Annotated in this window: 26 protein-coding genes; 16 read left to right on the top strand and 10 right to left on the bottom strand. The window is 34.4% G+C overall.

Annotated elements, in window-relative coordinates:
- Positions 1–31: 31 nt before the first annotated feature.
- Together AAC069_RS02375 and AAC069_RS02370 are read right to left on the bottom strand one after the other, a co-directional pair.
- The gene (locus tag AAC069_RS02375; protein ID WP_339918915.1) at positions 32–877 is read right to left on the bottom strand and encodes a kelch repeat-containing protein; all 846 of its coding nucleotides are present in this window, start codon (positions 875–877) and stop codon (positions 32–34) included.
- Between the two features lie 15 nt (positions 878–892).
- Positions 893–1,741: a hypothetical protein gene (locus tag AAC069_RS02370; protein WP_339918914.1), complete on the bottom strand. Its 849-nt coding sequence runs from the start codon at positions 1,739–1,741 to the stop codon at positions 893–895.
- A 230-nt stretch (positions 1,742–1,971) separates the two neighbouring features.
- Here AAC069_RS02370 and AAC069_RS02365 point away from each other — a divergent pair, with 230 nt between their 5' ends.
- Both AAC069_RS02365 and AAC069_RS02360 read left to right on the top strand, forming a co-directional pair.
- On the top strand, positions 1,972–3,294 hold the full coding sequence (locus AAC069_RS02365) for a DUF4270 family protein (RefSeq protein ID WP_339918913.1): 1,323 nt from the start codon (positions 1,972–1,974) through the stop codon (positions 3,292–3,294).
- Entirely contained in the window at positions 3,295–4,539 is a 1,245-nt protein-coding gene (locus AAC069_RS02360; protein ID WP_339918912.1) for an aromatic hydrocarbon degradation protein, read from the top strand.
- Here AAC069_RS02360 and murI read toward each other — a convergent pair whose 3' ends face one another.
- From murI to AAC069_RS02320, 8 genes are all read right to left on the bottom strand, one after another.
- Positions 4,540–5,316, bottom strand: coding sequence for a glutamate racemase (murI, locus tag AAC069_RS02355; protein WP_339918911.1), 777 nt, complete (start codon positions 5,314–5,316; stop codon positions 4,540–4,542).
- 114 nt (positions 5,317–5,430) lie between these two features.
- Positions 5,431–5,931, bottom strand: coding sequence for an OmpH family outer membrane protein (locus tag AAC069_RS02350; protein ID WP_339918910.1), 501 nt, complete (start codon positions 5,929–5,931; stop codon positions 5,431–5,433).
- Between the two features lie 26 nt (positions 5,932–5,957).
- Complete coding sequence (locus AAC069_RS02345; protein WP_339918909.1) at positions 5,958–6,971, bottom strand: OmpH family outer membrane protein; 1,014 nt, start codon at positions 6,969–6,971, stop codon at positions 5,958–5,960.
- 37 nt (positions 6,972–7,008) lie between these two features.
- Positions 7,009–9,738, bottom strand: coding sequence for an outer membrane protein assembly factor BamA (bamA, locus tag AAC069_RS02340; RefSeq protein ID WP_339918908.1), 2,730 nt, complete (start codon positions 9,736–9,738; stop codon positions 7,009–7,011).
- Positions 9,671–10,411, bottom strand: a complete 741-nt coding sequence (locus AAC069_RS02335) for an isoprenyl transferase (RefSeq protein WP_091083333.1) — start codon at positions 10,409–10,411, stop codon at positions 9,671–9,673. Before AAC069_RS02335 ends, bamA begins: the two co-directional genes overlap by 68 nt.
- A gap of 4 nt (positions 10,412–10,415) precedes the next feature.
- A complete protein-coding gene (locus AAC069_RS02330; protein WP_339918907.1) occupies positions 10,416–11,099 on the bottom strand; it encodes a DUF6089 family protein in 684 nt (227 codons plus the stop codon).
- Between the two features lie 171 nt (positions 11,100–11,270).
- Positions 11,271–12,155 carry an NAD kinase gene (locus tag AAC069_RS02325; RefSeq protein ID WP_339918906.1) on the bottom strand — a complete coding sequence of 295 codons (885 nt, stop codon included), beginning with the start codon at positions 12,153–12,155 and terminating at the stop codon, positions 11,271–11,273.
- Positions 12,156–12,227: 72 nt separating this feature from the next.
- Positions 12,228–12,884, bottom strand: coding sequence for a CBS domain-containing protein (locus AAC069_RS02320; protein WP_339918905.1), 657 nt, complete (start codon positions 12,882–12,884; stop codon positions 12,228–12,230).
- 116 nt (positions 12,885–13,000) lie between these two features.
- Between AAC069_RS02320 and AAC069_RS02315 the strand changes: the two genes are divergently transcribed.
- The 14 genes from AAC069_RS02315 to AAC069_RS02250 all read left to right on the top strand — a co-directional run bounded on the left by AAC069_RS02315 (position 13,001) and on the right by AAC069_RS02250 (position 25,278).
- The gene (locus tag AAC069_RS02315; RefSeq protein WP_339918904.1) at positions 13,001–13,714 is read left to right on the top strand and encodes a pyridoxine 5'-phosphate synthase; all 714 of its coding nucleotides are present in this window, start codon (positions 13,001–13,003) and stop codon (positions 13,712–13,714) included.
- A 132-nt stretch (positions 13,715–13,846) separates the two neighbouring features.
- On the top strand, positions 13,847–14,614 hold the full coding sequence (locus tag AAC069_RS02310) for an alpha/beta fold hydrolase (protein WP_339918903.1): 768 nt from the start codon (positions 13,847–13,849) through the stop codon (positions 14,612–14,614).
- Positions 14,615–14,662: 48 nt separating this feature from the next.
- Positions 14,663–15,007 carry a phage holin family protein gene (locus tag AAC069_RS02305; protein ID WP_339918902.1) on the top strand — a complete coding sequence of 115 codons (345 nt, stop codon included), beginning with the start codon at positions 14,663–14,665 and terminating at the stop codon, positions 15,005–15,007.
- Positions 15,008–15,107: 100 nt separating this feature from the next.
- On the top strand, positions 15,108–15,473 hold the full coding sequence (locus AAC069_RS02300) for a hypothetical protein (protein WP_101137734.1): 366 nt from the start codon (positions 15,108–15,110) through the stop codon (positions 15,471–15,473).
- Between the two features lie 150 nt (positions 15,474–15,623).
- Positions 15,624–16,490, top strand: a complete 867-nt coding sequence (locus AAC069_RS02295; protein WP_339918901.1) for a DUF3347 domain-containing protein — start codon at positions 15,624–15,626, stop codon at positions 16,488–16,490.
- Positions 16,491–16,522: 32 nt separating this feature from the next.
- On the top strand, positions 16,523–17,002 hold the full coding sequence (locus tag AAC069_RS02290) for a TlpA disulfide reductase family protein (RefSeq protein ID WP_339918900.1): 480 nt from the start codon (positions 16,523–16,525) through the stop codon (positions 17,000–17,002).
- Positions 17,003–17,006: 4 nt separating this feature from the next.
- Positions 17,007–17,510, top strand: coding sequence for a heavy-metal-associated domain-containing protein (locus tag AAC069_RS02285; RefSeq protein WP_339918899.1), 504 nt, complete (start codon positions 17,007–17,009; stop codon positions 17,508–17,510).
- Positions 17,510–18,322, top strand: a complete 813-nt coding sequence (locus AAC069_RS02280; RefSeq protein WP_339918898.1) for a hypothetical protein — start codon at positions 17,510–17,512, stop codon at positions 18,320–18,322. The genes AAC069_RS02285 and AAC069_RS02280 overlap by 1 nt, the downstream gene beginning before the upstream one ends.
- Positions 18,323–18,375: 53 nt before the next feature.
- Complete coding sequence (locus tag AAC069_RS02275; RefSeq protein ID WP_339918897.1) at positions 18,376–19,086, top strand: DUF3347 domain-containing protein; 711 nt, start codon at positions 18,376–18,378, stop codon at positions 19,084–19,086.
- Positions 19,087–19,557, top strand: a complete 471-nt coding sequence (locus AAC069_RS02270; RefSeq protein WP_339918896.1) for a heme-binding domain-containing protein — start codon at positions 19,087–19,089, stop codon at positions 19,555–19,557.
- A gap of 5 nt (positions 19,558–19,562) precedes the next feature.
- The gene (locus AAC069_RS02265) at positions 19,563–20,843 is read left to right on the top strand and encodes an efflux RND transporter permease subunit (protein ID WP_339918895.1); all 1,281 of its coding nucleotides are present in this window, start codon (positions 19,563–19,565) and stop codon (positions 20,841–20,843) included.
- A gap of 7 nt (positions 20,844–20,850) precedes the next feature.
- On the top strand, positions 20,851–22,788 hold the full coding sequence (locus AAC069_RS02260; RefSeq protein ID WP_091084801.1) for an efflux RND transporter permease subunit: 1,938 nt from the start codon (positions 20,851–20,853) through the stop codon (positions 22,786–22,788).
- Positions 22,775–24,028, top strand: a complete 1,254-nt coding sequence (locus AAC069_RS02255; protein ID WP_339918894.1) for a TolC family protein — start codon at positions 22,775–22,777, stop codon at positions 24,026–24,028. The genes AAC069_RS02260 and AAC069_RS02255 overlap by 14 nt, the downstream gene beginning before the upstream one ends.
- A 2-nt stretch (positions 24,029–24,030) precedes the next feature.
- Positions 24,031–25,278 (top strand): efflux RND transporter periplasmic adaptor subunit, encoded by a 1,248-nt coding sequence (locus AAC069_RS02250; RefSeq protein WP_339918893.1) that lies wholly within the window; start codon positions 24,031–24,033, stop codon positions 25,276–25,278.
- The last annotated feature ends 1 nt before the right edge of the window (position 25,279 follow it).

The raw sequence follows: 25,279 nt of genomic DNA, 5'->3' as shown, positions 1-25,279 counted from the left end.
TTGCAGAACCTTCAAGAGAAGTTTTTTCTTCCTATATATCATCAGTTGGGTTGTATTCCCAAATCGATCTTGTACTTTCTCCACATCCTATGTAGCCGTATCCATTCATTGAAAATCCTGTCGCATTAGATCTTACAATTACATAATCGTCGTTGTAAGAGTAATCATCGTCATCGTCTTGATCGATGTCTCGTTTTCTTGTCCAGGTATCTGTTGCTGGATCAAACATCCAAAAGTCAACTTGGTAAGTACCACTATTTACTCCTAATCCTAAATAAACTTTATTATCGATTACAAATGTGCTAGCTCCTCGTCTTTTGTTTCCGCTGAAACCATTTACTAAGGTCCAAGTATTAGCTGTTGGGCTGTACTGATAAAAGTCTTTTAGATAATTTCCATCATATCCAGTTCCAAAATAGGCTTTTCCACCGGCTTGAAACCCTACTGCAGAGTAACGAGCTGTTCCAGCAAAATCAGCTTTTTGCGTCCAAGTATTACTTATTGGATCGTATTCGTAGAAATCGTTTAATTTATTAGTTCCATCGTAACCTAGCCCGATGTATCCTTTTGAATCCAGTTCAAACCCTGAAGCAGCGCTTCGTCCTACACCGTTGAAGTCTGCTTTTTGTTCCCAATAATCACCGTCAGAATTGTAAGCCCAAAGGTCTTTTAAATATTCATCACCTGTGTAACCCGTCGCTACATAAGCATAACTACCAATCACGAAACTTGTAGCACTTGATCTTGCTGGTCCATCAAAAGATGACTTTTTTACCCAGTTTCCTACTAAGTCAGGATCTTCATCGTTACTGCAACTAACCAATACTAATCCCATGATGAGAGTAGACATTATCATTCCTTTTCTTAAAATATTCATATGTTTATTGTTTTATTAATGTTTGAATTTTATACCTATGTTGAAAATATATCCGTTATTATTGTTGAAATTGTAGGTTAGGTTTCCGGCATTATCTGTGAGATAAAACTTGTTGTTGAATCCATATCCTCCTTTGAAGTTGATAGACCAGTAAGTGTCTATACTTCGTACATATTCAAATGTTGTGGCCATTTGTGAGTAGGTCATTTTTGTTGCCTTGTTATAATTATCATCTAAGTCTTTACTGTCTAAATTGTAAATAGCTCCTTGAAAGTCATTTTTTATTGAAAATGTATTTCTATTATTATTCGAATAAGAAACTATTGAGCTTGGAAATCCAATTACTGCAACTGTATTTTGATTTATCTGCTGGGTATAGGAAAAGGTGGGTAGTACACTTGTTTTTCCAAAAATCGTACTGCGCTGCACCCCTGCGGATATAGAGTTTGATTCATTGAATTTGTAATTTATTTTTAAAGCTCCTAATAATTGTAAATCTGAAAATTCCATGCTTTTTTCAAAATTGATTGTTGGTTTTATATCAAGAGTAAAACTCGTTTTTTCGTTGATATCGTGGTTGATTGTTAAATCATTTGCTATACTTAAGAAATCAGTAAAATTGTCTTGAAAAGCATATTTTTCTAACTCATAATTCACTCCTATTTTAGTATATCGTACTGTATTGGTTACGGTGTTTTTTGAATTGATTTTTTTCGAAACTGTAAAACCAACTTCAGTTTCATTTCTTGTTATTTTTTCGGTTGGTGCTGTTTTTGTATTTAAATCTAAAGAGTAGCTGTTTTGAGCACTTGTTTTTAGAATAGAAAACAGAAACAATAGGATTGTAAAAATCTTTATTCTCATATTTTTTTTTATTGTTTCAAAAGTAGTTGCATTATCTAATGTAAAAAAAGAAGATATATGTATTCCCTAATTCCATAGACTAATGAGTCATTTGCATGGCTGAATCAATATTAGTGTTCGGTAATTGAAGTTATAGATGTTTTATAGCTTTTTATAGACATAAAACTTTGAATGGTATATGTTATAATGTAGTATAAAAAGTGCTCTGCTATATTTGTTAAAAAACTTTTATGTATAAGTTATTGTTAGTGCTTTTTCTTGGAGCTTTGATAACCTCTTGTGATTCGGATGTAGATACAGGAGAGTTTGTAGTAGGGTCAGATTATTTGTCGGTAAGTAATAAAGTGGTATTAGTCGACACTTTAACTGTTGATGTTTCAACAATTAATTTGGATTCCTTAATCACTTCTAGTCAAAGTAGAATTTTAGTTGGAAATTATGTTGATCCTTATTTTGGAAAGGTAAAATCTGAAAGTTATTTTCAGTTAGCTGGTTCGTCTTATGCTTTGAAAACAGGTAGTTCAGATACTTATGCTCCAAATTATGTTTTTGATTCAATTCGAATGATTTTGAGGCCAGATAAATATTATTATGGAGATACCACATCAGTGCAAACAATTAGTTTACATCGTTTGCTTGAAAAAGTGAAGGTGGCTGATGATGATTATTATTTTTACAATAGCTCAACTCTTGCGTTTGACAAAGAAAGTTTAGGATCAGTTTCATTTAAACCAAAGCCTATAAGTAAGGATACTGTAGTTGTAAAAGTTAGTGATGTTTTTGGAGAAGCTCTTTTCCAAAGAATAAAAAAACGTGAAATAACTAATTTTGATGAATTTACAGAGTACTTCAAAGGATTGACTATTAAATCAACTTCAACTAATTCAAGTAGTGTAGTTGGGTTTAGTAGTTCCAGCGTACTTCGGTTGTATTATTCAAAATATTTAGGCGATACAGAAGAGTCTTTAAGTATGGATTTTGGTATTCTGGATGTGGCAAAGCAATTTAATAATATAAGTTTAGATAGAGCTGGAACACAAATTAGTGATTTACCTGGTTTTACAAGTAGTCTGTCAAGTGTTAAGACAGGGAATAAAGCATATATTCAATCAGGTACGGGTATTGCTTGTAGGATTGATTTTCCTAATATAAAGCAGCTAAAGTACATTTCAGAAAAAGGCGCTATTGTTGATGCTGAATTGATTATCAAGCCAATAAAAAACACCTACTCAGATAAGAACTATTCTTTACCTGATTCTTTAAGGGTTTTTGTGGCTGATAAGCTCAATAGGGTAACCGGAACTTTAAATAACACGGGTAGTGCTACCTACGCTGTTTTAAATACCCAAACAGATGAGTTTAACGAATATATTGGTTATAAGGTTTCCATTGGAGCTTTTTTACAGAACGAAATGATTAAAAATTCTGATTCTAAGTTATCATTAATATTAACGATACCTAATATTTTGAAATCAGTAAATCGAGTGATGTTGGGAGATCAAAAAAATAGTAACAATAAAATTCAATTGAAAATTTATTATATTTCTTATTAAATGAAAAATAAAATAGTAATTACCGGTTTCTTTATCTTTTTGGTAACGACTGCATTTTCGCAAAGTATATCTAGTTCACCGTATTCAATTTATGGACTGGGTAGTTTGTATGATTCTGATTTTGGATCTAATGCTTCCATTGGATCTTCTGGTATAGCATTGCCTTCGTCAAGTTCGATTAATAACCTAAACCCAGCTTCTTTGGGTTTTATGTCTCAAAATCATTTTTTATTTGATGTGGGTGGTAAGTCAATTTTTTCCAGTTATGAAAATGGTTCTAATAAGGAAAGTCGAAATAATATTCAATTTTCACATATTGCTTTGGCTTTTCCAGTCACATCTAAATCAGCTGTTAGTTTAGCTTTGAAACCGTATTCTAGCGCAACCTATAAAATATCAAATTTAGTTTTACCTGTTGAAAATAGTACTGAGAGCTATGTTTTAGACGCTGCAGGTTCGGGTGGTTTAAATGATGTTAGTCTTTCCTATGGATATAAGATTGGAAAAAAAATAGCTTTAGGTCTTTCAACGAATTTTCTTTTTGGTAACATTACTGACGATAGAAGTTATACTGTTGCAAATTCAGTAACTTCAATAAATAAAACTTCGTATTATAATGGAGCAAGAGTTTCATTAGGGGGGCAGGTGCAAATTGATTCTACGTTGGCATTTGGTGTTAATGTTAAATCACCAAGTCAAGTTAAAGCTTCAAAAACCCAATCTGTTGTTTCATATAATGCCTCTACGCTTACTTCTACAACAGTTGAAACGGATGCAGATTATGATGTTAATGATTATTACTTGCCTTTAGAAGTAGGAGTAGGATTTAGTAAAATTTTTAAAAACAACTTAAATTTAACGATGGATTATTCAAAAAGTTTGTGGAACAGCACAAACCAATCTGATTTGTATGGTACTTATGTTAATCAAGATAAATTTGCAATGGGTTTTTCTTATAATAAAACGAATGGTATTCGTACTTATTTTGATCGAATAAAATATTCGACTGGTTTTAATTATGATACAGGATTTCTACAAATTGATAATAAACGAATTAGCAATGTAGCCTTTTCGGTAGGTGTATCTTTACCTGTGGAGAATAGAACTTTTTCTGCGCTAAACCTGACCTATTCTTACGGTCAAAAAGGGAGTATAAGTAATGGTCTTATTAAAGAAAATTATCATAAAATATCTGTCAATTTAAGTTTAGATGCAATATGGTTTGTTAAAAGAAAATTCGACTAATTAAAAGTCCTTTTCTATAACTTCATATTTATTTTCTAAAATTTCCCTTAATACCTTTGGATTTGCATTGGTGTAGAAAATGGGTGTGCTATTTTTTTCTGTTGTGAAGCCCACTTTTTCTTTTAAAACGTTCTGCGTTTGTTTAGCGACCGCTTCTCCTGAATCAATTATTTGGATATGATTTGGGAGGATTGCTTTTATTTGCGGAATTAGATAGGGATAATGACTACAACCTAATACTAGATAATCAATATTCGCATCAATCATCGGGGTCAAATAGGAGTGAAGCAATTGTGTCATCTCTGGAGAATTCATTTTTCCACTTTCGATAAGGGGTACTAATCCATGACCTACCTGGTCAATTATTTTAGTGTTTTGGAACTGTTGTGCCGTTTTGTTGAAAAGTTCACTGATAAGAGTTCCCTGTGTAGCCAGAATGCCTATCGTTTGTGTTTTTGAATTCGTGGCAGCAGGTTTTATTGCAGGTTCGATACCAATAAAAGGAATGTCATATTTTTCTCTTAGTTCTCTAATAGCATTTGTTGTAGCAGTATTGCAGGCTACGACAATGAGTTTGCAATTCATTTTTAGCAATAAATCAGTGTTTTTCATGCTCAAGGCGATAATCTCGTCTTTCGATTTTTGGCCATAAGGAGCGTTCTTGCTGTCTGCAAGATATATGGTTTTTTCATTGGGAAGCAGCTGGTGAATCTCTTTCCATATTGAAGTGCCGCCAATGCCTGAGTCAAAAATACCTATTGGTTGGTTGTTATCCATCAAAACAAAGTTAAGTGGTATGGATTAATAATCCTAAATAATTCATATGACAAAAAAAATACCGCTCGATCCTAAAAAGGGTGAGCGGTATTTTTATATTGAGTTTTTGATTTTCTAGAAACCTAAATCTTTTTTCACGTCAGCAGTCAAGTTAGGACCGTCAGCAAGTAAAAGTGTAGAACCGTCTAATACGTATTGGAAACCTTTTGCTTTTCCAACTTTTTGGATTGAAGTTCTTACTTTTTCCATTAATGGTTTTACAATATCAGATTCTTTTTGTTGTAATTCTTTTTGAGCATTATCTCTAAAATCAACAATTCTTTTTTGCATGTCCTGAACTTCTTTAGAACGATCTCCGTTTATTGCGTCAGAAACAGTAGCAGACTCAGCTTCGTATTTTTTTAATTTCGCTTGGTATTCTTCAACCATTTTTTTATAATCGGCATCATAAGTTCCGCTTAATTTCTCTAATTGCTTTTGAGCATCTAACATAGCTGGCATTTTAGCCATGATTTCACTTACGTCTACGTGAGCCGTTTTTGCTTGTGCGCTAATTGTTTGATTTGCTCCTAAAATGAATATTGCAGCAATTAATAAAGTTTTAATCTGTTTCATCGTTTTTAAAATATTTAGTAATTAATTTATTGTTTTAGTTTTAATTGTTCTTCTCTGGCCTTCTTAATCGAGTCTCTTTGTTGCAGAACTTGTATTCTTCTTTCTTCTGCAGCTTTCTTGCGATCTTCAATTATTTTTTTTCGGTCTTCCAATATTTTGGTTCTTGCATCAAGTTGTTTTTGTCTTGCATCTTCGGCTGCTGATTTTGCTGCTTCTTTATTAGCATCAACATTTGATGTGTTTGCTTTTACGTCTTCTGTTTTAGATAAGGCAGAAACCGTGCCATTTTTTTTCGCTTCTCTATCTGAAAGCATTTTTTGTCTTTTTTCTTCAAAGTCTGCTTTCTTTTGTTCTTGAGCTAACTTTCGACCTGCAATAATTGAATCTCTTGTGGCTTTTTTATCGTCCAGTATTTTTTGTCTTTCAGCTAAGAAAGGATTGTCTTCAATAGCGTCTTCCTTGCTTTGTTTCGCTTCTTGAGCTTCAAGTTGTTTTTTTGTCAACTGTTCCCTTTTTTCTGCTCTGTTCAGTACGCGTAATACTTGGTCGCTTATGTCAAATCTTTTTGCAGCAAACAGCATTGTTAAATCAGAAGACTTGTCGAAAACAAAGTCGTATTTTAGTGATTCTGCGATGTCTTGAACAGCGGTGAATACTTGGTCTTGAATTGGTTTAACCAAAACAGATTTTTGCATCATCAAATCTCCGTTAGCGCCAAATCTTTTTTGCTGAAAATCCAGCATTTCATTTTCAAGGAACTTAATTTCTAATTCTCTCTCCTCAATCAATCCTTTTGTAAGCAAAGGTTTTTCAGCAGTAAGAGCCTCTTTTATTTTATTGAGTTCGATTTTCTTGGTCTCAATTTCTTGTTTCCATTTTTGTGCTTTTTGCTCCAGCTGGACAGTTGCTTCGGCATAATTGGGGACATTCTGTAGAATATACTCCATATCAATGTAGCCTAATTTTGTTCCTCTGGTTTGCGAATGAATTGTATTTACTACAATCAAAGCTAAAAATAGTACTAAAAAATGTTTTCTCATAACTTTATAGTATTAGAAAATCGTGATTCAATTTTTTTTAAAATTGCTGTCCAATAATGAAATGGGTTTCCCATCCATTCGGTTTACTTAGCCCCGGTAAAGCATCAAAACCATGTCCGAAATCGATACCTAATAATCCAAATGCTGGCATAAATACACGTAATCCAACTCCCGCAGAACGGTTTAAATCAAATGGATTGTATGTTTTAAAATCTGCATAAGATGAACCTGCTTCTAAAAATCCTAATGCATATATAGATGCAGATGATTTTAAGGTAATTGGATAACGTAATTCCATAGAGAATTTATTGTATACCGTTGCTCCAATTTGTTCTCCTACACTATTTATAGGTGTCAAAGAGTTGTTAGGATATCCTCTCAGCTGAATCGTTTCTCTTCCGTCCATTGAGTAATTAGCTAATCCATCTCCTCCTACATAAAATCTTTCAAATGGTACAACACCTCTATCTTGATTGTATGCGCCTAGGAATCCAAATTCAGTTAACGTTCGTAGTACTAATTTACCATAAACTTTCGTATACCAATCCGCTTTGAACTTAATTTTGTAATATTCTAACCAATTAAATTTCTTTTGATCTACTAATGCTGGGTCAGCAGCTGCATCTTGGTAGTTGAAAACTTTGTTTCCAGAAGCATCAATGTAATCACCAATATTAACTGTATTTCCGTTTGCATCTACTTGATTTGATCTGTCGGTAGTGTTTTTTAATTTATATTCTTCTTTGTCTCCTAATGTTGCATAATCTATTCCGTTTAAAAGAGAATATGGAGCAGTTAGTTTTGCCGAAATACTAAATTCTGAACCATAAGTTGGGAATATCGGATTCACCCCTTTGTTACTTCTAGATAATCCAATGGTGTACGCTAAGTTTCTTGAAGCTCCATTTCCAAATGTAAATAACCCCGTGTTATAATTGTTCAAATCATAATGTTGGTAACTAATAGATTGTGATAATACAAAAAAGTCATCCGGCACTGTTAATCTTTTAGCTAATCCCACAGATAGTGTAAGGATATTGAAACTTTTATCTTTGTCTACACTTTGAGTAATATAATTGTTTAAAAATTGTTTACTGTAAGATATGGAAGAACTAAATGAAACCGGTTTCTTTTGTCCAAACCATGGTTCAGAAAACGAAACACTATAGGTTTGAAAATACGTACTTGCCTGAAGTCTTAAAGATACTTTCTGTCCGTCACCCATAGGTAAAGGTTTGTATGCGTCCTTATTAAGTAGGTTTCTAGCCGAGAAATTGTTGAAAGATAGTCCTAAAGTACCAATAAAACCACCGCCACCATAACCTCCTTGAAGTTCTATCTGGCTTGATCCTTTTTCAACAAGATTGTATTCAATATCAACCGTTCCTGCTGAAGCATCTACATTTTTAAATTTAGGGTCGATTGCTTCTGGGTCAAAAAATCCTAATTGCCCAATTTCACGAATAGTTCTAACCAATAATTCTTTGCTGTATTTTTCTCCAGGTTTAGTTCTTAACTCTCTATAAATAACGCGATCATTTGTTTTGTCATTTCCTACTACCGTAATTTTATTAAAATAGGCTAGTGGACCTTCATTTACTCTTATTTCAAAATCAATCGTGTCGTTAACAGTTCTTACTTCAACTGCGTTGATGTTTGAAAATAAATATCCGTTATTTTGATATAGATTTGTAATGTCTTCTCCGTCTGGTTTTGACTTGTCTGCTATTCTTTTTTCTAGAAGTACTCCATTATAAGTTTCTCCTTTTTTGACACCAACTATTCTGCTTAGTAATTGATCTGGATAAACGGTATTCCCTAAAAACTTAATGTTTCCAAAATAATATTTATTTCCTTCTTCGACATTAATTTTTATAGATAATGCGTTTTTATCTTTAAGATAAGTAATAGAATCAGAAATTATTCTAGCATCTCTATATCCTTTTTCTTTATAGGAAGCTATTACTTTTTCTAAATCGGTTTTGTATTTTGCTTTTATGAATTTTGAAGCCTTCAATACATGAAAGATACTTTTCTCTTTGGTGTCTTTCATCGCTTTGCGTAAAGTTTTATCTGATAATTTTTCGTTACCAATAAAATCAATTTCAGCAATTTTTATTTTTTCACCTTTGTCAATATTTACAACCATATTTACCTGGTTAACAGTTGATGTATCTGGTACAATGTTAATGTTAACTTTGGTATTGTAGTATCCGTCTTTCTTGTATTTGTTTTCTATGTAGTTTTTTGTCGTGGTGATTAAGTTTTCGTTAACTACTTTGCTTTTTGTCAGTCCGTTGTCTTTAATTAAAGCTTCCGTTTTGTTTTTCTTAATCCCAACAAACTTCACGTTATTTAATTTCGGCAATTCTTTGATTTCTAAATCAAGATAGATGCTGTCATTTTCGATTCTGTTAATGTAAAATGAAATTTCGTCAAAAAGACCCAATTTCCCAAGCTTTTTAATAGCGCTACTGATTTCTTCTCCAGGAACTGTAATTTCCTGTCCTTTTTCAAGTCCAGCAAAAGTTACAACCGTTTGGTCATTGAAACTGATTTTGTTAGTAAGGACAACATCGGCTAATATGTATTTTTGACCTTGATCAAAAGGAACTCTTTCTTGAGCTTTAATTTGTGAAAAACTACCTAGTAAAACTAGGGTAAGGACTGCTTTTATACTTTTATTCAACACTAAAAAATTATTTAATTTGTTCACTTGTTTTTCCAAATCTACGTTCTCTTTTTTGATAACTAATGATAGCCTCATATAAATTCTGTTCTTTAAAGTCTGGCCACAATACATCAGTAAAATATAATTCTGCATAGGCTATTTGCCATAGTAGAAAATTACTTATTCTATGTTCTCCGCTTGTTCTTATTAATAAATCTACATCCGGTAAATTTTGCGTGTAAAGATGCTCATTTATAATTGAATCGTCAATAGAGTCTATTGAAATTATATTATTTTTAACTTTATTACTGATGTTTTTCACCGCATTTACGATTTCTTCTCTCGAACCATAACTCAACGCTAATGTTAATGTCATGTGAGTATTATCCTTAGTTTTGTTTATTACATCAAGGAGTTCCTTTTGAGCTGACTGGGGTAATTTTTCTAAATTACCTATCGTATTCAATTTTATATTGTTTTCCAGAAGTGTTGGGAGTTCTTTTTTTAATGACTTTATCAAAATCTTCATTAAAGTATCCACTTCCAGTTTAGGTCGGTTCCAGTTCTCCGTCGAAAAGGCATAGAGGGTTAAATTTTTGACACCTAATTTAGCACAGGTTTTTATGATGATTTTTACGGATTTTGTTCCGCTCTCATGCCCGAAAGCTCTAAGTAAACCTTGTTGTTTTGCCCATCGTCCATTACCGTCCATTATTATGGCTAAATGTTGGGGCAAATTATTCTTGTCTATATTTTCTAGTAAGTCCATTTTCTTAGTCTGCACAGTAGCATGGTTTTTCTCCAAAGGTATACGTTAACGTTAACCCTGAAAAAACGTACCAGTCATTATTATTTATATTTCCAAATTGTAATGGTTTCAAACTTTCATTCTTCGGATTACTACCGTCTAGATTGTCAGTAAGTGTGTAACGCACTCCCATTTCTAAACCTAGTATTAAACTAGGGGTAATGTTTGATTTTATTCCTACAATCATAGGTATCGCAAATGAATTCGCGCCCTCATCTTTTTTTGTTTCTCCTGACAATATATACAGCTCATCATATCTGAAATAACTAATCCCAGAATATACATAAGGCGTGATTTTACGCTCTAATTGATGAAGATTAAAATCAAAAAAATTGAATTCAAGGCCTAAAGATACTTCTTTTATGTTATTTTCAAAACGATAGCCTCTTTGGTTTCTGCTGGGTTCTTTTGAATCAAGATCATTTGATGTGATTTTTGATTGGGTGTACGAAAAACGATATGCATGTCTTGGACTTTTGTTGTATTTATAAAGTATTCCAAAAGCAGGTTCGTTTGGGGCTATGTAGGTCGTAGGTCCAATGTCTCCTATGTAGTTACTTCCGCCCAGAAAAACGCCCACTTCATGTATTTGTGAATACGTCGTCATACTCAGGAATAAGCATATAAATAAGCCAAAAGTTTTATTCATTTTGTTTGAAATTGCGTGCAAATATAATAATTATCGTTTCGAATCAATACCGATTAGCTTAAATGTGCCCATTTTTAAAGAATAGGGACTATTATCGATATCGGATAGGGATTTGTTAAAAGCGAAACGAAAAAATGGGATACTATAGTATGTTTTGGAAGTAAAAAAGATTTAATTTCTTTTGTCTTCACCCCATAATAATTTGGTGCGCAGTGTTTTTAGAAAGGTTTCTTCGGGGATTTCGACCATGTTTATTTCGAAGGGAGTTTTTTTAATGCTTAGTATTGATTCGTTTTTCACAGAAGTGATTCTAGAGTCTAATGAAACCAGATAATGCTCTTCTCTTCCTGAAACTTTTAATTTGATTTCAGTTTCATCAGGAATAACTAGCGGTCTTGCATTGAGGTTATGAGGAGCAATAGGCGTTATTACGAGACTTTTTACATCTGGAGTCAATATAGGACCTCCACAACTTAAGGAATATCCTGTTGATCCTGTAGGTGTTGATACAATTAAACCGTCGGCCCAATAGGAATTTAAAAACTCACCATTAAGGTAGGTGTCAATTGTTATCATCGAAGTAGTGTCCTTTCGGCTTACCGAAATTTCATTCATGGCAAAATTAATGTCTTGCAGTGCCTCGTTTGGAGGAGTACAGGACAAGCTCAATAATGTTCTTTTAGATAGCGTATATTTTTCTTCAATAACAATTTGTAGAAATTCATCGATGTTCTCTTTTTGAACCGTAGCCAGAAAACCAAGTCTTCCTGCATTAATGCCTAAGATAGGAATTCCGGAATCTCTTACTAGCGTCGCTGCTCTTAATATCGTTCCGTCACCACCTATGCTAATTAGCATGTCAAAACTTTGGTCTAATTCTGTGTGAGAAGAAAAAGTATTGTATTCTTTTTGTACAATTTCCTTTTCGTAAAGCAATTCTAAAAAAGAAGCTTCAATAACTAATTCTACATTGTTTTTATTAAAAAAAATGAAGATGTCTTTTATAATAGGTTCTGTACTATTTTGATAATATTGACCGTATATGGCTACTTTCATTATTTGGTGGAATCGTTTGTTTGTAAAATCGATGATTTGGGAGAAAGCTTAGATTGGTAACTTGGCAAATAGTTATATATTAAGGTATTTGTCTAAGTAGTCTGAGCGTTCTTTTAAACTGCTGATATAATTGTCTTCTTGGTGTTCTGATATTATTTCGTAATTGTACCTTCTGAAAGTTTGGACTATCTCATTAATGGCACCTAAGCTAATTTTCATCGTCACTTCAATGCTGTCTACATCAGATTCAGAAATAAACAAGCCTAAAAGCTTCCCGTTATTGCTCTCTACGATTTGTGTAATCTGGCTCATGGAATAATCTAATACGCCTTTTTTTACTTTTATAATTCTTCCTTGTTCTTTCAAAAAGGGAGTTTGGTGAAAAAAGCTCATAATGTCGTCTATTTCATAATAGCCTATATAGCTGTTGTTTTCATCCAATACAGGAATAAGGTTTGTATGGTTTTTTGCAAAAACTTCCAATACTTCGAGCCAGATTGAATTTGTTCTCGTGAAAAAACTTGCGAGAGTATATTTGTAATCAATTACCTTTTTGTCATTATCAAAAGTTTCAATGTCTTCAGATGAGATACTACCAATGTAAATGCCTTCTTCAACAACAGGAAAGTGTGAAAAAGTCAAATCATCAAAAAAGTCTTTAACAGACGCAATAGTGTCTTGGCTGTCAATCGCTTTAAAGTCAGTGGTTATGTAGTTTGTAATTTCCATCTTAAGTAAATCCTCAATTTTTATGCAAAATAATCAAAAAAAGGCAAAATCTCCTACCTTTTACTTTGTATTTTTGTATCCATTATATAGTTATTTCATAATCAAAAAGTATTCCAATGACAAAGTTAAGTGTAAACATCAACAAAATAGCTACTTTACGTAATGCCCGCGGAGGAAATGTGCCTAACTTATTAAAAGTGGCGACTGACATTCAAAAATTTGGCGCGCAGGGAATCACCATACATCCACGTCCAGATGAGCGTCACATCCGTTATCAAGATGCCCGTGACCTAAAAGCAATCGTTTATACCGAATTTAATATAGAAGGAAACCCACAACATAATTTTATCGATTTGGTTTTAGAATGTAAGCCCGAGCAAGTGACTTTAGTACCTGATGCTATCGGGGCTATAACCTCGTCTGCAGGTTGGGATACGGTAAAAAACCAAGCGTATTTGACTGAAATGATTCAAGAATTTCAACGCAATGGCATTCGTACCTCTATTTTTGTAGATCCACGATTAGATATGATCGAAGGTGCTAAACAAACTGGAACGGACCGAATAGAATTGTATACCGAAGCTTTTGCTCATGAGTATGGTTTAGGAAATAAAAACGGAATAGATCCTTATGTAAAAGCGGCCGTTTTGGCTAATGAATTGGGATTAGGAATTAATGCAGGACATGATTTGAGCTTGGAGAATATTCAGTTTTTTAAACAAAACATTCCTGGATTACTGGAGGTTTCTATCGGCCACGCCTTAATTGCTGAATCATTATATCTTGGTTTAGAGAATGTGGTCAACATGTATTTGCAAAAATTAAAATAAGATAATTAGGGCGTGACCCGCTAAAAAGCAGGTCGGGCTATGCGCTACAATCTTTATTAGTATTCCGCTATCGCTCCATACTAATAAAGGATTTTCGCTGCTATCCCTCACGCGCTCGTGAAACCATACAATATGTTATATTCAAAAATAGAAGGTTCAGGTAAACCACTTTTAATTCTGCACGGATTTCTGGGAATGTCAGATAATTGGAAAACACTTGGCGTGCAGTTTGCAACAGAAGGATTTGAAGTTCATATGTTAGATCTTCGCAATCATGGGCGAAGTCCTCATTCTGAGGAGTTCAGCTATGAATTGATGGCTCAGGATATTCTGGAGTACTGCAATAGTCATAATCTAACTAATGTCGATATGATAGGGCATTCTATGGGAGGCAAAACGGCGATGCTTTTTGCGACCTTGTATCCGGAAATGATAGACAAACTTATTATCGCCGATATAGGACCCAAATTCTATCCGCAACACCATCAATCTATTTTGGGAGGTTTAAATGCAGTCGATTTTGCTAAAAAACCAAGTCGATCTGAAGTAGAAGATACGCTTTCAGAGTATATAACGGATTTTGGGACAAGACAGTTTTTAATGAAAAGCTTGTTTTGGCAGGAGCCAGGACAATTAGCCTTCCGCTTCAACCTGGCTGTCTTTAATAAAAAAATGGACGAGATAGGAGTGGCGTTGCCGGCAACTTCGGTTTTTGAGAAACCAACCCTTTTTATCCGTGGAGGGAACTCCAATTATATTTTAGACAGTGATGTTGAAAATATAAGAGCGCATTTTCCAAAAGCAACGGTAGAAACAATACCAAATGCGGGGCATTGGCTTCATGCCGAAAATCCGACCTTGTTTCATGAGTTAACAATTTCTTTTTTTAAAGGAATTTAGATAATTTAAAAAAAGTAGTACTTTTAATAAAAATTTAAAATAAAAAACATGAAACTAATCATCAGAATTCTTATTACATCGGCTTTGGTATTACTAATCGCGAACTTAATGAAAGGAGTTCATGTGGCAGGTTTTACTACGGCTTTAATTGTAGCAGTTGTTCTTGGGCTACTTAATATATTCATCAAACCTATCTTAGTTATTTTAACATTGCCAATTACTTTTATAACTTTAGGGCTTTTTTTATTAGTCATCAACGCATTGATTATAATATTATGTGATAATATTGTAGGAAGGTTTAGTGTAGATTCATTTTGGACCGCACTGTTTTTTAGTATTATATTGTCCATCTTGCAATCTATCATGTATAAAATATTAGGAGAGGATAAGTAAGGAGAATATTGAAAATATAGTAGTACTTTACTTGTTTTAACAAATTTTTAATGAGGCGCTACTATATTTTTAGTAATTTTGAAATCTATTACACAAAAAAATGAAAAAATTCCACATTTTACTAATCGTTTTGTTTGGCTTCGTTATGATGCCAAATACGACTTTTGCGTGTGGAAATTCAGATAGTGGTTCTTGTACCATGGAAATGTCTTCTAAGAAGAAGACCAAAGATTGTTGCAGTAAGGATTCTCAATCTAAAAACAACAAGCATAACGGGTGCAATGGAAAATGTGGAAAGGCTTTATGTAGCACTCCTTCTGTAAATACAGCAATACCCTCGGCTTTTCAATTTGAAATGCAGAGTGCTAATTTTAATTTTTCAGCTGAAAAGCAAAAATTTTATCAAACGATATCCTTTACTTCTGCAGGATATTCTTCACTTTGGCTTATTCCTAAAATAGGCTAAATTATTTATTGACAGCCATTAGTGTGTCAAATCCGAAGCAAATCTTGCTTTAAATCATTTATTTATAGGCTAAAACTAATTGTTAACTATAGCTTTAATGCTTGTGTTTACCTGTTGGTCTAGCGTATTCACTTCTAATTTATTTATTATATGAACTCAATTAAAACAGGATTGATGGCAATAGCTCTATTGTTATCAGTCACAGCAGCTACTGCGCAAATTAAAAACACTAAAACTGAAACCGTAAAAATATTTGGAAACTGCGGTATGTGTGAAACGAATATAGAGAAGGCAGGGAGCCTCAACAAAGTGGCAATGGTTGATTGGAATAAAGACAGTAAAATGGCTACAATTACCTACGACTCCAAAAAAACAAATTCAAACGAAATCCTAAAACGCATCGCTTTAGCGGGTTATGACAGTGAGAAATTTAGTGCCCCAGACGACGTATACGACAATCTTCATGGCTGTTGTCAATATGATAGAGAGGCTAGCTTAGAGGTAACGACAGAAGTGTCTAAAACGGAAATGAGCCATGATGATCATTCTAATCATACTGAAATTACAACACTAGACAAACAAGAAGTGAATCAATTAAAATCAGTTTTTGATAATTACTTTTTGTTAAAAGACGCACTAGTTAAGTCAGATGGCGCAAGCGCTTCAGCTGTTTCAAAAGATTTGTTAGTTTCGTTAAATGATGTAAAAATGAAGGAGCTGTCAATGGATGTTCACATGGTTTGGATGAAAGTGATGAAAGATTTAAAGACCGATTCAAATGTAATCTCTGAAACTCAAGACGTCAAAAAACAAAGATCTTCATTTATGACATTGTCAAAAAACATACATGATTTGATAGAAATAGCTAAATATGAAGCTCCCGTATATTACCAATTTTGCCCTATGGCAAACGGTGGGAAAGGTGCCAACTGGTTAAGTAAGGAAAATGCGGTTAAGAATCCATATTACGGTTCTCAGATGATGACTTGCGGCAAAACTGTTGAAACAATTAAATAATTCAGCAAATGCTGTTTTAACAAAATAGATTAATGTTTAAAATACGAAATATAATTCTGAGCTGTAGTTTACTGTTTGTTTTTTCAGTTGCAAATGGACAAATAAAATTGGGGGATACTTTACCCGATCTTAAACTTCAAAGCAATGAGAATACAGAGGTTGAGCTAGGTTCTTTCAACGGAAAAACTGTATTAATTGACTTTTGGGCTTCATGGTGTGGACCTTGCAGATTGGCCAATAGGAAATTGGTGAAATTGTATGATTCCTATAAAGGTAAAGAATTTGAAATTATAGGGATTTCAATCGATACGGATAAGGCAAAATGGTTGAGCGCCATTGAGAAAGATAAAATGAGTCACCAGCAAGTGATAGACTCAAAAGGATTTGATGCTCAGACGGCAGTTGCTTTTGGAGTAGAAGAATTGCCCTCTACTTATCTTTTTGATGCCTCAGGAAAACTAATTGTGATTAATCCAACGGAAGAACAAATTATCGCTCAAATAAATAAATAGACAAATGAAAACACTAAATATAAAATTTTTAATGATAGTACTTTTAGCTTTGATATCAAGCACAAGGTCCTATTCCCAAATCTCAAAAGCTGAAATTAGAGCAACTGGACTAACTTGTTCGATGTGTTCTAATGCAATTAACAAACAGCTAAAAAAAATGACTGAAGTGGATAGCGTAGCTACTGACTTGAACACAAACACCTTTGTAGTCTACCTCAAAAAAGAGAATGCTTTAAGTCCTATGGTTTTCAAAGAAAGCGTTGAAAAGGCAGGTTTCTTTGTTGGCTCACTAGAAGTTACCATGGCATCAGGTCAGCTAAAATCAAATCCAAATTACATTTTAGTTGATTCTAAGGAGATAGTACCTAATGAAGAAGTCGTTGTTAGAATTCTAGACAAAGGATATATGACTGAAAAAGAACACAAGAAGTTGTTGAAGGCCTATTCGAAAACAGCAACTTTTGCCTTGGGTAATGAGGAAGATTTTCACATTAAAGTAGTAAACTAATGAAGAAGGTTATTGTAGTTCTGGTTTTATTTATAATATCCCAAAGCATAAAGTCACAGGAGCTTTTTGTAGTTACAGATCCGGCGAGCAACGTTCCGACAGGTTCTTTAAGCATCCGTTTAGGGCAATCCGTATTCAAAGAGAAATTTGAAGAAGGATACAATTACCATTTTATGCCAGAAGTCACTTGGGGAATGAATAAAAATTTAATGTTTCGTGCATCGGTATTTGTAAGTAATCGAAATACCGAACTAGTAACCGAAGGGGCAAGTTTCTATAGCAAATATCGGATTTATTCAACAGATGATTTGAACAGTCATTTTCGTCTGGCTGCTTTTGGGAGATACAGTTTTAATAACGCGGACATTCACCAGGAACAAATTGAAATTGTGGGGCACAATACTGGTTTTGAAGCCGGAATTGTTGCTACAAAATTAATCAAGAAAGTAGCCGTTAGCTCCTCCATCAGTTTTGAAAAAGCGCTGGACAATAAGCCGAATTATCTTTTTCCGTCCACACAAGGAGATAATGCAACAAACTATACTTTATCTTTTGGGAAATTAATGTATCCCAAAAAATACACTAATTATAAGCAAACAAATATTAACTTAATGGTCGAATTTGTAGGTCAAACGATTAACGAAAATGGGAAATCATATTTAGATGCCGTACCTGCAGTTCAATTCATTATCCAAAGTCAGGCACGAATTGATATCGCCTATCGACATGAGTTATACAGTTCCATGCTTCGGTCAGCTCCCAATGGGGTTTATTTGAATCTGGAATACACTTTTTTTAACGTCTCTAAATAATCAGGTTGAAAAGCCGGAATTAAAATCTAACAATAATTTAAAATCTAATAAAAATGAAAAATCTAATAAAAATGAAAAAAATAATTCTTTCAACAGTGCTGATGGCAATTGTAGTAGTAGGCTGTAATCAAAAAAATAAGCAAGAAGAGTCCGTAAATCCGGAAGCAACTGAAAACACATCACAATTGTATTCCTGTCCAATGCATCCTGAAGTTACTGGGAAACAAGGAGAGGAATGTTCTAAATGCGGAATGGAATTAACGGAGCCAGTAGCTCAAACGGAAGCTGTTTCTGAAGAAGTAAAAACAGAAAAAGTTGCTGCAACTCCATTTTCTGCTACTGTAGACGCTACTGTAAATGATTATTTGAAAGTTAAAAATGCACTTGTTAAAGACGATTCAAATGGTGCGGCAGCCGCAGCTAAGGTTTTATTAGCAACTTTTAATGCAGCAAATACGACTTCAATTGATGCGAAATTGAAAAAGGAATACATAGATATTGCAGATGATGCCAAAGAACATGCTGAGCATATTGCTGATAACTCTGGAAAAATAGCTCATCAAAGAGAGCATTTTGCTCTTTTGAGCAGAGACATGAATGATATGATAAAAACTTTCGGGACCAATAAAAAATTATATCAAGACTATTGTCCAATGTACGATCAAGGTAAAAGTGGGTATTGGATAAGCGAATCTAAAGAGATCAAGAATCCATATTATGGATCAGAAATGTTGACTTGTGGTGGAATGGTAAAAGAGTTGTAAATGAGCTCAATCATCAAAAAAATAGCCCTTTCGGGTATTGCCATTTTTTTGCTGATGCAACTGTATCAGCCCGAACGTAATTTAGATTATGTACGGGTTTCACCTTTGCACTTTTTTAAAACATTTTCGGTTCCTGCAAAAGTTCAAGGTATTCTAAAAACTTCTTGTTTTGACTGTCACAGTAATAACACCAACTATCCTTGGTACTCCTATGTTCAGCCTGTACGAATGTTGATGGATAGTCATATTAACGAAGGGAAAGAAAATTTGAATTTCAGTGAATTTGGTACGTATTCAAAACGGAAACAACGAACTAAACTGGACCGAATGATCAAACAAATAAAATCAGATGAAATGCCTTTGGCTTCTTATACTATCCTACATAAAAATGCTATACTCAGTAACGAGAACAAAGCGTTATTATTAAAGTGGATCGAAAAAAAGAGCGACAGTATTTCAGCAAATAATTAATACTAATGGTAGAAAAATTAATATCATTCTCACTAAAAAATCGAGTTATTGTTTTGCTCGTTTCCGCCTGCTTATTTGGTTGGGGGATTTATAGTGTGCAGCAAAACCCCATTGATGCTATTCCCGATTTATCAGAAAATCAGGTTATTGTTTTCACAGAGTGGATGGGAAGAAGTCCGCAGGTAATTGAAGATCAGGTTACCTATCCTTTGGTTTCCAATTTACAAGGAATCCCGAAAATCAAGAATATTCGTGCTTCTTCCATGTTTGGAATGAGTTTTATCTACATCATTTTTGAAGATAAGGTAGATCCTTATTGGGCAAGAACCCGAGTGCTGGAGCGATTAAATTATGCACAACGATTGTTGCCACAAAATGTAGTTCCCACTTTAGGGCCTGATGGTACCGGTGTAGGGCATATATTTTGGTATCATCTGGAAACCAATGGAATGGATCTAGGTGAGCAAAGAGCGTTGCAGGATTGGTATGTGAAATTTGCTTTACAAACGGTTCCAGGTGTTGCTGAGGTAGCATCCTTTGGAGGTTTTGAGAAACAATATCAACTGGTTTTAGATCCTTTGAAAATGCAGTACTATAATGTTAGTATGATGGAAGTGATGAAAGCCGTAAAGACAAGCAATAATGATGTTGGAGGGCGCAAATTTGAAATGAGCAACATGGCCTATATCGTAAGAGGGCTTGGCTATATAAAGAACATCAAAGATGTGGAAGAAATTGCCATCAAAAATTATAATTCGGTTCCCGTAAGAGTAAAAGATATCGGTTCCGTTCAAATGGGTGGAGATTTACGTCTGGGTATTTTTGATGCAAATGGAGAAGGTGAAGTAGTGGGAGGAATAGTGGTGATGCGTTACGGCGAAAATGCCGATAAGGTAATAAAAGCCGTAAAATTGAAAATGAAAGAAGTTGAAAAAGGATTGCCGGAAGGGGTCTCCTTCAAAACGTCTTATGACCGAAGTGAATTAATCGAAAAAGCGATTGAATCAGTTAAAGGAACTTTAATCGAAGAAATGATTGCGGTGTCAATAGTGATTCTTCTTTTTCTTTTCCATTGGAGAAGTGCATTGATTATTCTGATACAGTTACCAATATCTGTTGCTATAGGATTTATTTTGCTCCAAGCTTTTGGGATTTCATCCAATATTATGTCACTTACCGGGATCGCCTTAGCTATTGGTGTTGTGGTTGATGATGGAATAGTCATGGTCGAAAATGCCTATAGAACCATCTCTGAGAAACAAGAAGAAATGGATAATAATCAATAATCAACTGATGAAAAAGTTATTTAAAAAAATATTTAAAAAAGAACATGATCCGTTGTCGGCTGATGAAAGAATGAAGCTAATTGAATCTTCCTCTAAGCTCGTTGGTCCAGGAGTTTTTTATTCGACACTTATTGTAATTGCTTCTTTTTTGCCCGTTTTTCTACTAACGGGAATGGAAGGAAAACTATTCAGTCCATTGGCTTGGACAAAATCATTTATATTGATAGTGGATGCTTTTTTAGCTATTACACTGACGCCAGTCCTAATTAGTTACTTGCTTAAGGGTAAACTTCGTCCGGAGAATAAGAATCCAATCAATAGAAAACTGGAAAGTTGGTATACTCCAATTCTAGTTTTTTGTTTAAAATGGAGAAAAAGTGTTTTGGTGGTAAACTGCATTGCTTTATTAATAGGAGGGTTGATGTTTACGCGTCTCGGTTCAGAGTTTATGCCACCTTTAGATGAAGGCTCTATTTTGTTTATGCCTGTAACCTTACCCGATGTTTCTAATTCTGAAGTGAAAAGAATATTGCAGGTTCAGGACAAAATAATAAAATCAATTCCCGAGGTCACTCATGTTTTGGGAAAAGCGGGTAGAGCCAATACGGCAACGGACAATAGCCCTATAAGTATGATTGAAACGATTATTTTGCTTAAACCTCATAATGAATGGAGAGCGGGTAAAACGAAAAGTGATATCATCGATGAAATAAATAATAAACTGCAAATACCTGGGGTAACCAATGGTTTTACACAACCTATTATTAATCGAATAAATATGCTTTCGACGGGAATCAGAACAGACGTTGGAGTGAAAATTTATGGATCAAGTCTGGATACCATCGAAGCTTTGGCACAAAAAATTAAAAAAGCGCTCGAAGGAACCGAAGGAGTGAAAGATTTGTATGCCGAACCAATAACGGGTGGGAAGTATATCGACATTGAAGCAAAACGAGAAGCAATTGGTAGATACGGTCTGACGATTGATGATGTGAATAATGTTGTTGAAGCGGCAATTGGCGGAATGACATTGACGACCACCATCGAAGGAAGACAACGCTTTTCTGTGAATGCCAGATATGCACAGGAATATAGAAATAGTATTGAGTCCTTAAAAAAATTGCAAGTGCAAACGATGGAATACGGACCAATACCATTAGATGCTGTCGCTGATATAAAAATAAGTGATGGGCCTCCGATGATAAACAGCGAAAACGCGATGCTTCGTGGGAGTGTTTTGTTTAATGTTAGGGAGCGCGATTTAGGAAGTACGGTAGAGGAGGCACAAGATAAACTCAATACCATGATGACGAAACTTCCAAAAGGCTATTATGTCGAATGGAGCGGACAATGGGAAAATCAAATTAGAGCCAATAAAACATTATCACTGATATTACCTATCGTTGTTCTTATCATATTCCTGATTTTGTATTTTACATACAACTCAATGAAAGAAGCTTTGATAACGATGATAACGGTTCCTTTTGCTTTAATAGGAGGGATTTTTATGGTTTATTTTTATGGGATTAATTTATCCGTTGCCGTGGCAGTAGGTTTCATTGCGCTGTTTGGGATGGCGATAGAAACGGCGATGATAATGACTATTTACCTGAATGAGGCCATGAATAAAATGGTTGCAAAATATGGTAATAGCAGTGAGGCAATCACTACCGATATTTTAAGAGAATACATTATTGATGGTTCGGCAAAAAGGCTGAGACCAAAATTAATGACGGTATCGGTTTCTCTATTTGGATTAGTACCCATTCTTTGGGCGACAGGAACGGGCGCTGATGTGATGATTCCCATTACAGTTCCGCTTATCGGAGGAACAATCACCTCTGTTATATATGTATTATTAGTAACCCCTATTGTTTTTGAAATGACAAAACAACGTGAATTAAAAACAAAAGGCAAAATAGATCTTATCGATGCGACACATTAAATATTATATCATAATCAGTTGTTTGCTGTTAAATACCAATGCTACAGTAGCGCAAACACTTTCGTTGGATGCTGTTTTGACTACCGTTAAAACGAATAATCCGCAATTAAAAATGTACGATGCCGACATACAGAGTATGGATGCAGCGGCAAAAGGGGCTAATAGTTGGATGGCACCTCAAGTGAACACGGGCTTGTTTATGACTCCTTATAATACTAAAATGTGGAAGGGAGACGAAATGAATCCTGGTATGGGATCTTATATGATAGGCGTTACACAAATGATACCAAACGCTTCAAGGCTAAAAGCCGATTCTAATTACATGAATGCCATGTCTTCGGTAGAGGCAGAAAATAAAAATTATACCGTGAATCAGTTGAATGCGTTGGCAAAAACGAATTATTACCAATGGATCGTATTGGATAAAAAAATAAAAATAGCTAATGAGAATTTATTGCTTTTAGAGTACATGATCAAAAGCATGGAGATACGCTATCAGTATAATATGGACAAATTGCCTACTTATTATAAAGCAAAGTCACAATATAGCGCTTTAGAAAGCATGGTCGTAATGCTGAAAAATGAGATTTCGCAAAAGAAAATTATGCTGAATACTTTGATGGCAAGAGACAAAGACACTGTTTTTGAAATCGATCCCACTTATGCTTTGAAGGAGTATAATTTTATGAAATCGGATACTGTGTCGCTTTCTGAAAGCCGAAGCGATGTAAGAGCTATTGAAAAAACAATTGTCTTAAATCAGTTGAAAATAGAAACCGAGAAAGCAAAATTATTACCCGAGTTTGGTGTGAAGTACGATCACATGTTTGCCTTTGGAAATGGTCCGCAACAATTTTCCTTGATGGGAATGATTACAATTCCCATGCCTTGGTCATCAAAAATGAATAAAGCGAACATCAGTAGTTTTAAAATAAAAAATGAAAGTCTGGATTGGCAAAAACAAATGATTCTGAACGAGGCAACAGGAATGATTTCAGGTATGCAAGCGGAGCTGACTAACTTAAAGAAGCAATATGAAATTGCCGACAAAAGCATTATTCCGGCATTGCGAAGAAATTATGACACGTCTATAATCGAATGGCAAAATAACACGGGAGATCTGTTTGTGGTGTTGGATGCCTGGGAAGCCTTGAATATGGCGCAAATAGAAAAATTAGACAAGCTGCAGGCCATATTGAGTACTCAGGTAGCCATTGAAAAACAACTGGAAACGAAATAATTATGAACAAATATGTAAAATATAGTTTGCTGGCTATTGCCGTTTTAGTGGTTGGATTTGGGGTCTATTATGGCGTAAGCAAATTCAATAGTCAAGCAGATCACGAGCAAAAGGCGGAGGTTTATACCTGTTCGATGCATCCTGAAATTATTAGGGACGAACCGGGAAATTGCCCAATTTGCGGAATGACTTTGATTAAAAAAGTAACCGAAGCGCAACCGACGGAAAGCCACTCAATTGACCATTTATTAAGGCCAACTGATAGCTTTGTGGTGGGAGACTTTCAAACTACAACTCCAAAAGACACCGCTATTAGCAGTGAAATACAGCTACCTGGAATTGTAGCTTATGATCCTAATTCATCGGTAAATATTGCGGCAAGGATAAGTGGCCGAATCGAAAAAATGTATGTGAATTATAAATACCAAAAAGTAAATAAAGGACAAAGACTTTTTGATTTGTATAGTCCGGAATTATTGACTGCACAGCAAAATTTCATTTATTTAATTACCAATGATTCTGAAAATACATCTATAATAAAGGCTTCGAAACAGAAATTACTGCTTTATGGAATGAGTTTAAATCAGATTAATTTATTGGCTGCAGCCAAAAAAACAAATCCTGTGATCACTATTTATAGTCCCACCAATGGAATAGTTCAAGGAACCGAAAGTATGACGACTGCTGCCGAAGGATCTATGCAAAACAGTGCCGCCACAACAACTTCTTTAACATTGAAAGAAGGGGATTACATTAAACAGAATGAAGTTGTCTTTAAATTAGTAAATACCGATAAAGTATGGGGTGTTTTCAATGTGATGCAAGGACAAGGCAGTTTGATAAAAATTAATCAACCCATTCGGTTTTCATCAGAATTAGATGAAAATGATTTTATAAACGCCAAAGTAAATTTTATAGAAACTCAATTCAGCGAAACCGATAAGACGAATAGGATTCGAGTATATTTAAATAATAACAATCTGAAATTTCCAATAGGCTTGCGGCTTCAAGGTATTGTCGAAACAAATCCTATACAAGGAATTTGGGTTCGTAAGCAAGCATTAGTTAGCATCGGTAGTAAAAAAGTGGTTTTTATTCAAATGGAGAATGGTTTTAAAGCAAAAGAAATAAAAACAGGAATTGAAATCAATGATTTTGTTCAGGTCATCGAAGGGCTGTCTGTAAAAGATGCAATAGCTGACAATGCACAATATTTAATGGACAGCGAAAGCTTTATTAAAACAGAATAAT

It is taken from the genome of uncultured Flavobacterium sp. (assembly GCF_963974175.1).
In the GTDB taxonomy this organism is placed as follows: domain Bacteria; phylum Bacteroidota; class Bacteroidia; order Flavobacteriales; family Flavobacteriaceae; genus Flavobacterium.
Note: the sequence above shows the minus strand (reverse complement) of the source record. Positions and strands in the feature narration are given on the sequence as shown.

Coding starts and splice junctions, on each gene's coding strand:
- murI (WP_339918911.1), bottom strand. CDS start 5,316: ATGGATAACAACCAACCAATAGGTATTTTTGACTCAGGCATTGGCGGC.
- AAC069_RS02250 (WP_339918893.1), top strand. CDS start 24,031: ATGAACAAATATGTAAAATATAGTTTGCTGGCTATTGCCGTTTTAGTG.
- AAC069_RS02375 (WP_339918915.1), bottom strand. CDS start 877: ATGAATATTTTAAGAAAAGGAATGATAATGTCTACTCTCATCATGGGA.
- AAC069_RS02255 (WP_339918894.1), top strand. CDS start 22,775: ATGCGACACATTAAATATTATATCATAATCAGTTGTTTGCTGTTAAAT.
- AAC069_RS02325 (WP_339918906.1), bottom strand. CDS start 12,155: ATGAAAGTAGCCATATACGGTCAATATTATCAAAATAGTACAGAACCT.
- AAC069_RS02320 (WP_339918905.1), bottom strand. CDS start 12,884: ATGGAAATTACAAACTACATAACCACTGACTTTAAAGCGATTGACAGC.
- AAC069_RS02345 (WP_339918909.1), bottom strand. CDS start 6,971: ATGAGAAAACATTTTTTAGTACTATTTTTAGCTTTGATTGTAGTAAAT.
- AAC069_RS02370 (WP_339918914.1), bottom strand. CDS start 1,741: ATGAGAATAAAGATTTTTACAATCCTATTGTTTCTGTTTTCTATTCTA.
- AAC069_RS02305 (WP_339918902.1), top strand. CDS start 14,663: ATGAAACTAATCATCAGAATTCTTATTACATCGGCTTTGGTATTACTA.
- AAC069_RS02360 (WP_339918912.1), top strand. CDS start 3,295: ATGAAAAATAAAATAGTAATTACCGGTTTCTTTATCTTTTTGGTAACG.
- AAC069_RS02310 (WP_339918903.1), top strand. CDS start 13,847: ATGTTATATTCAAAAATAGAAGGTTCAGGTAAACCACTTTTAATTCTG.
- AAC069_RS02335 (WP_091083333.1), bottom strand. CDS start 10,411: ATGGACTTACTAGAAAATATAGACAAGAATAATTTGCCCCAACATTTA.
- AAC069_RS02275 (WP_339918897.1), top strand. CDS start 18,376: ATGAAAAATCTAATAAAAATGAAAAAAATAATTCTTTCAACAGTGCTG.
- AAC069_RS02315 (WP_339918904.1), top strand. CDS start 13,001: ATGACAAAGTTAAGTGTAAACATCAACAAAATAGCTACTTTACGTAAT.
- AAC069_RS02350 (WP_339918910.1), bottom strand. CDS start 5,931: ATGAAACAGATTAAAACTTTATTAATTGCTGCAATATTCATTTTAGGA.
- bamA (WP_339918908.1), bottom strand. CDS start 9,738: ATGAGGCTATCATTAGTTATCAAAAAAGAGAACGTAGATTTGGAAAAA.
- AAC069_RS02290 (WP_339918900.1), top strand. CDS start 16,523: ATGTTTAAAATACGAAATATAATTCTGAGCTGTAGTTTACTGTTTGTT.
- AAC069_RS02270 (WP_339918896.1), top strand. CDS start 19,087: ATGAGCTCAATCATCAAAAAAATAGCCCTTTCGGGTATTGCCATTTTT.
- AAC069_RS02300 (WP_101137734.1), top strand. CDS start 15,108: ATGAAAAAATTCCACATTTTACTAATCGTTTTGTTTGGCTTCGTTATG.
- AAC069_RS02365 (WP_339918913.1), top strand. CDS start 1,972: ATGTATAAGTTATTGTTAGTGCTTTTTCTTGGAGCTTTGATAACCTCT.
- AAC069_RS02265 (WP_339918895.1), top strand. CDS start 19,563: ATGGTAGAAAAATTAATATCATTCTCACTAAAAAATCGAGTTATTGTT.
- AAC069_RS02330 (WP_339918907.1), bottom strand. CDS start 11,099: ATGAATAAAACTTTTGGCTTATTTATATGCTTATTCCTGAGTATGACG.
- AAC069_RS02285 (WP_339918899.1), top strand. CDS start 17,007: ATGAAAACACTAAATATAAAATTTTTAATGATAGTACTTTTAGCTTTG.
- AAC069_RS02260 (WP_091084801.1), top strand. CDS start 20,851: ATGAAAAAGTTATTTAAAAAAATATTTAAAAAAGAACATGATCCGTTG.
- AAC069_RS02280 (WP_339918898.1), top strand. CDS start 17,510: ATGAAGAAGGTTATTGTAGTTCTGGTTTTATTTATAATATCCCAAAGC.
- AAC069_RS02295 (WP_339918901.1), top strand. CDS start 15,624: ATGAACTCAATTAAAACAGGATTGATGGCAATAGCTCTATTGTTATCA.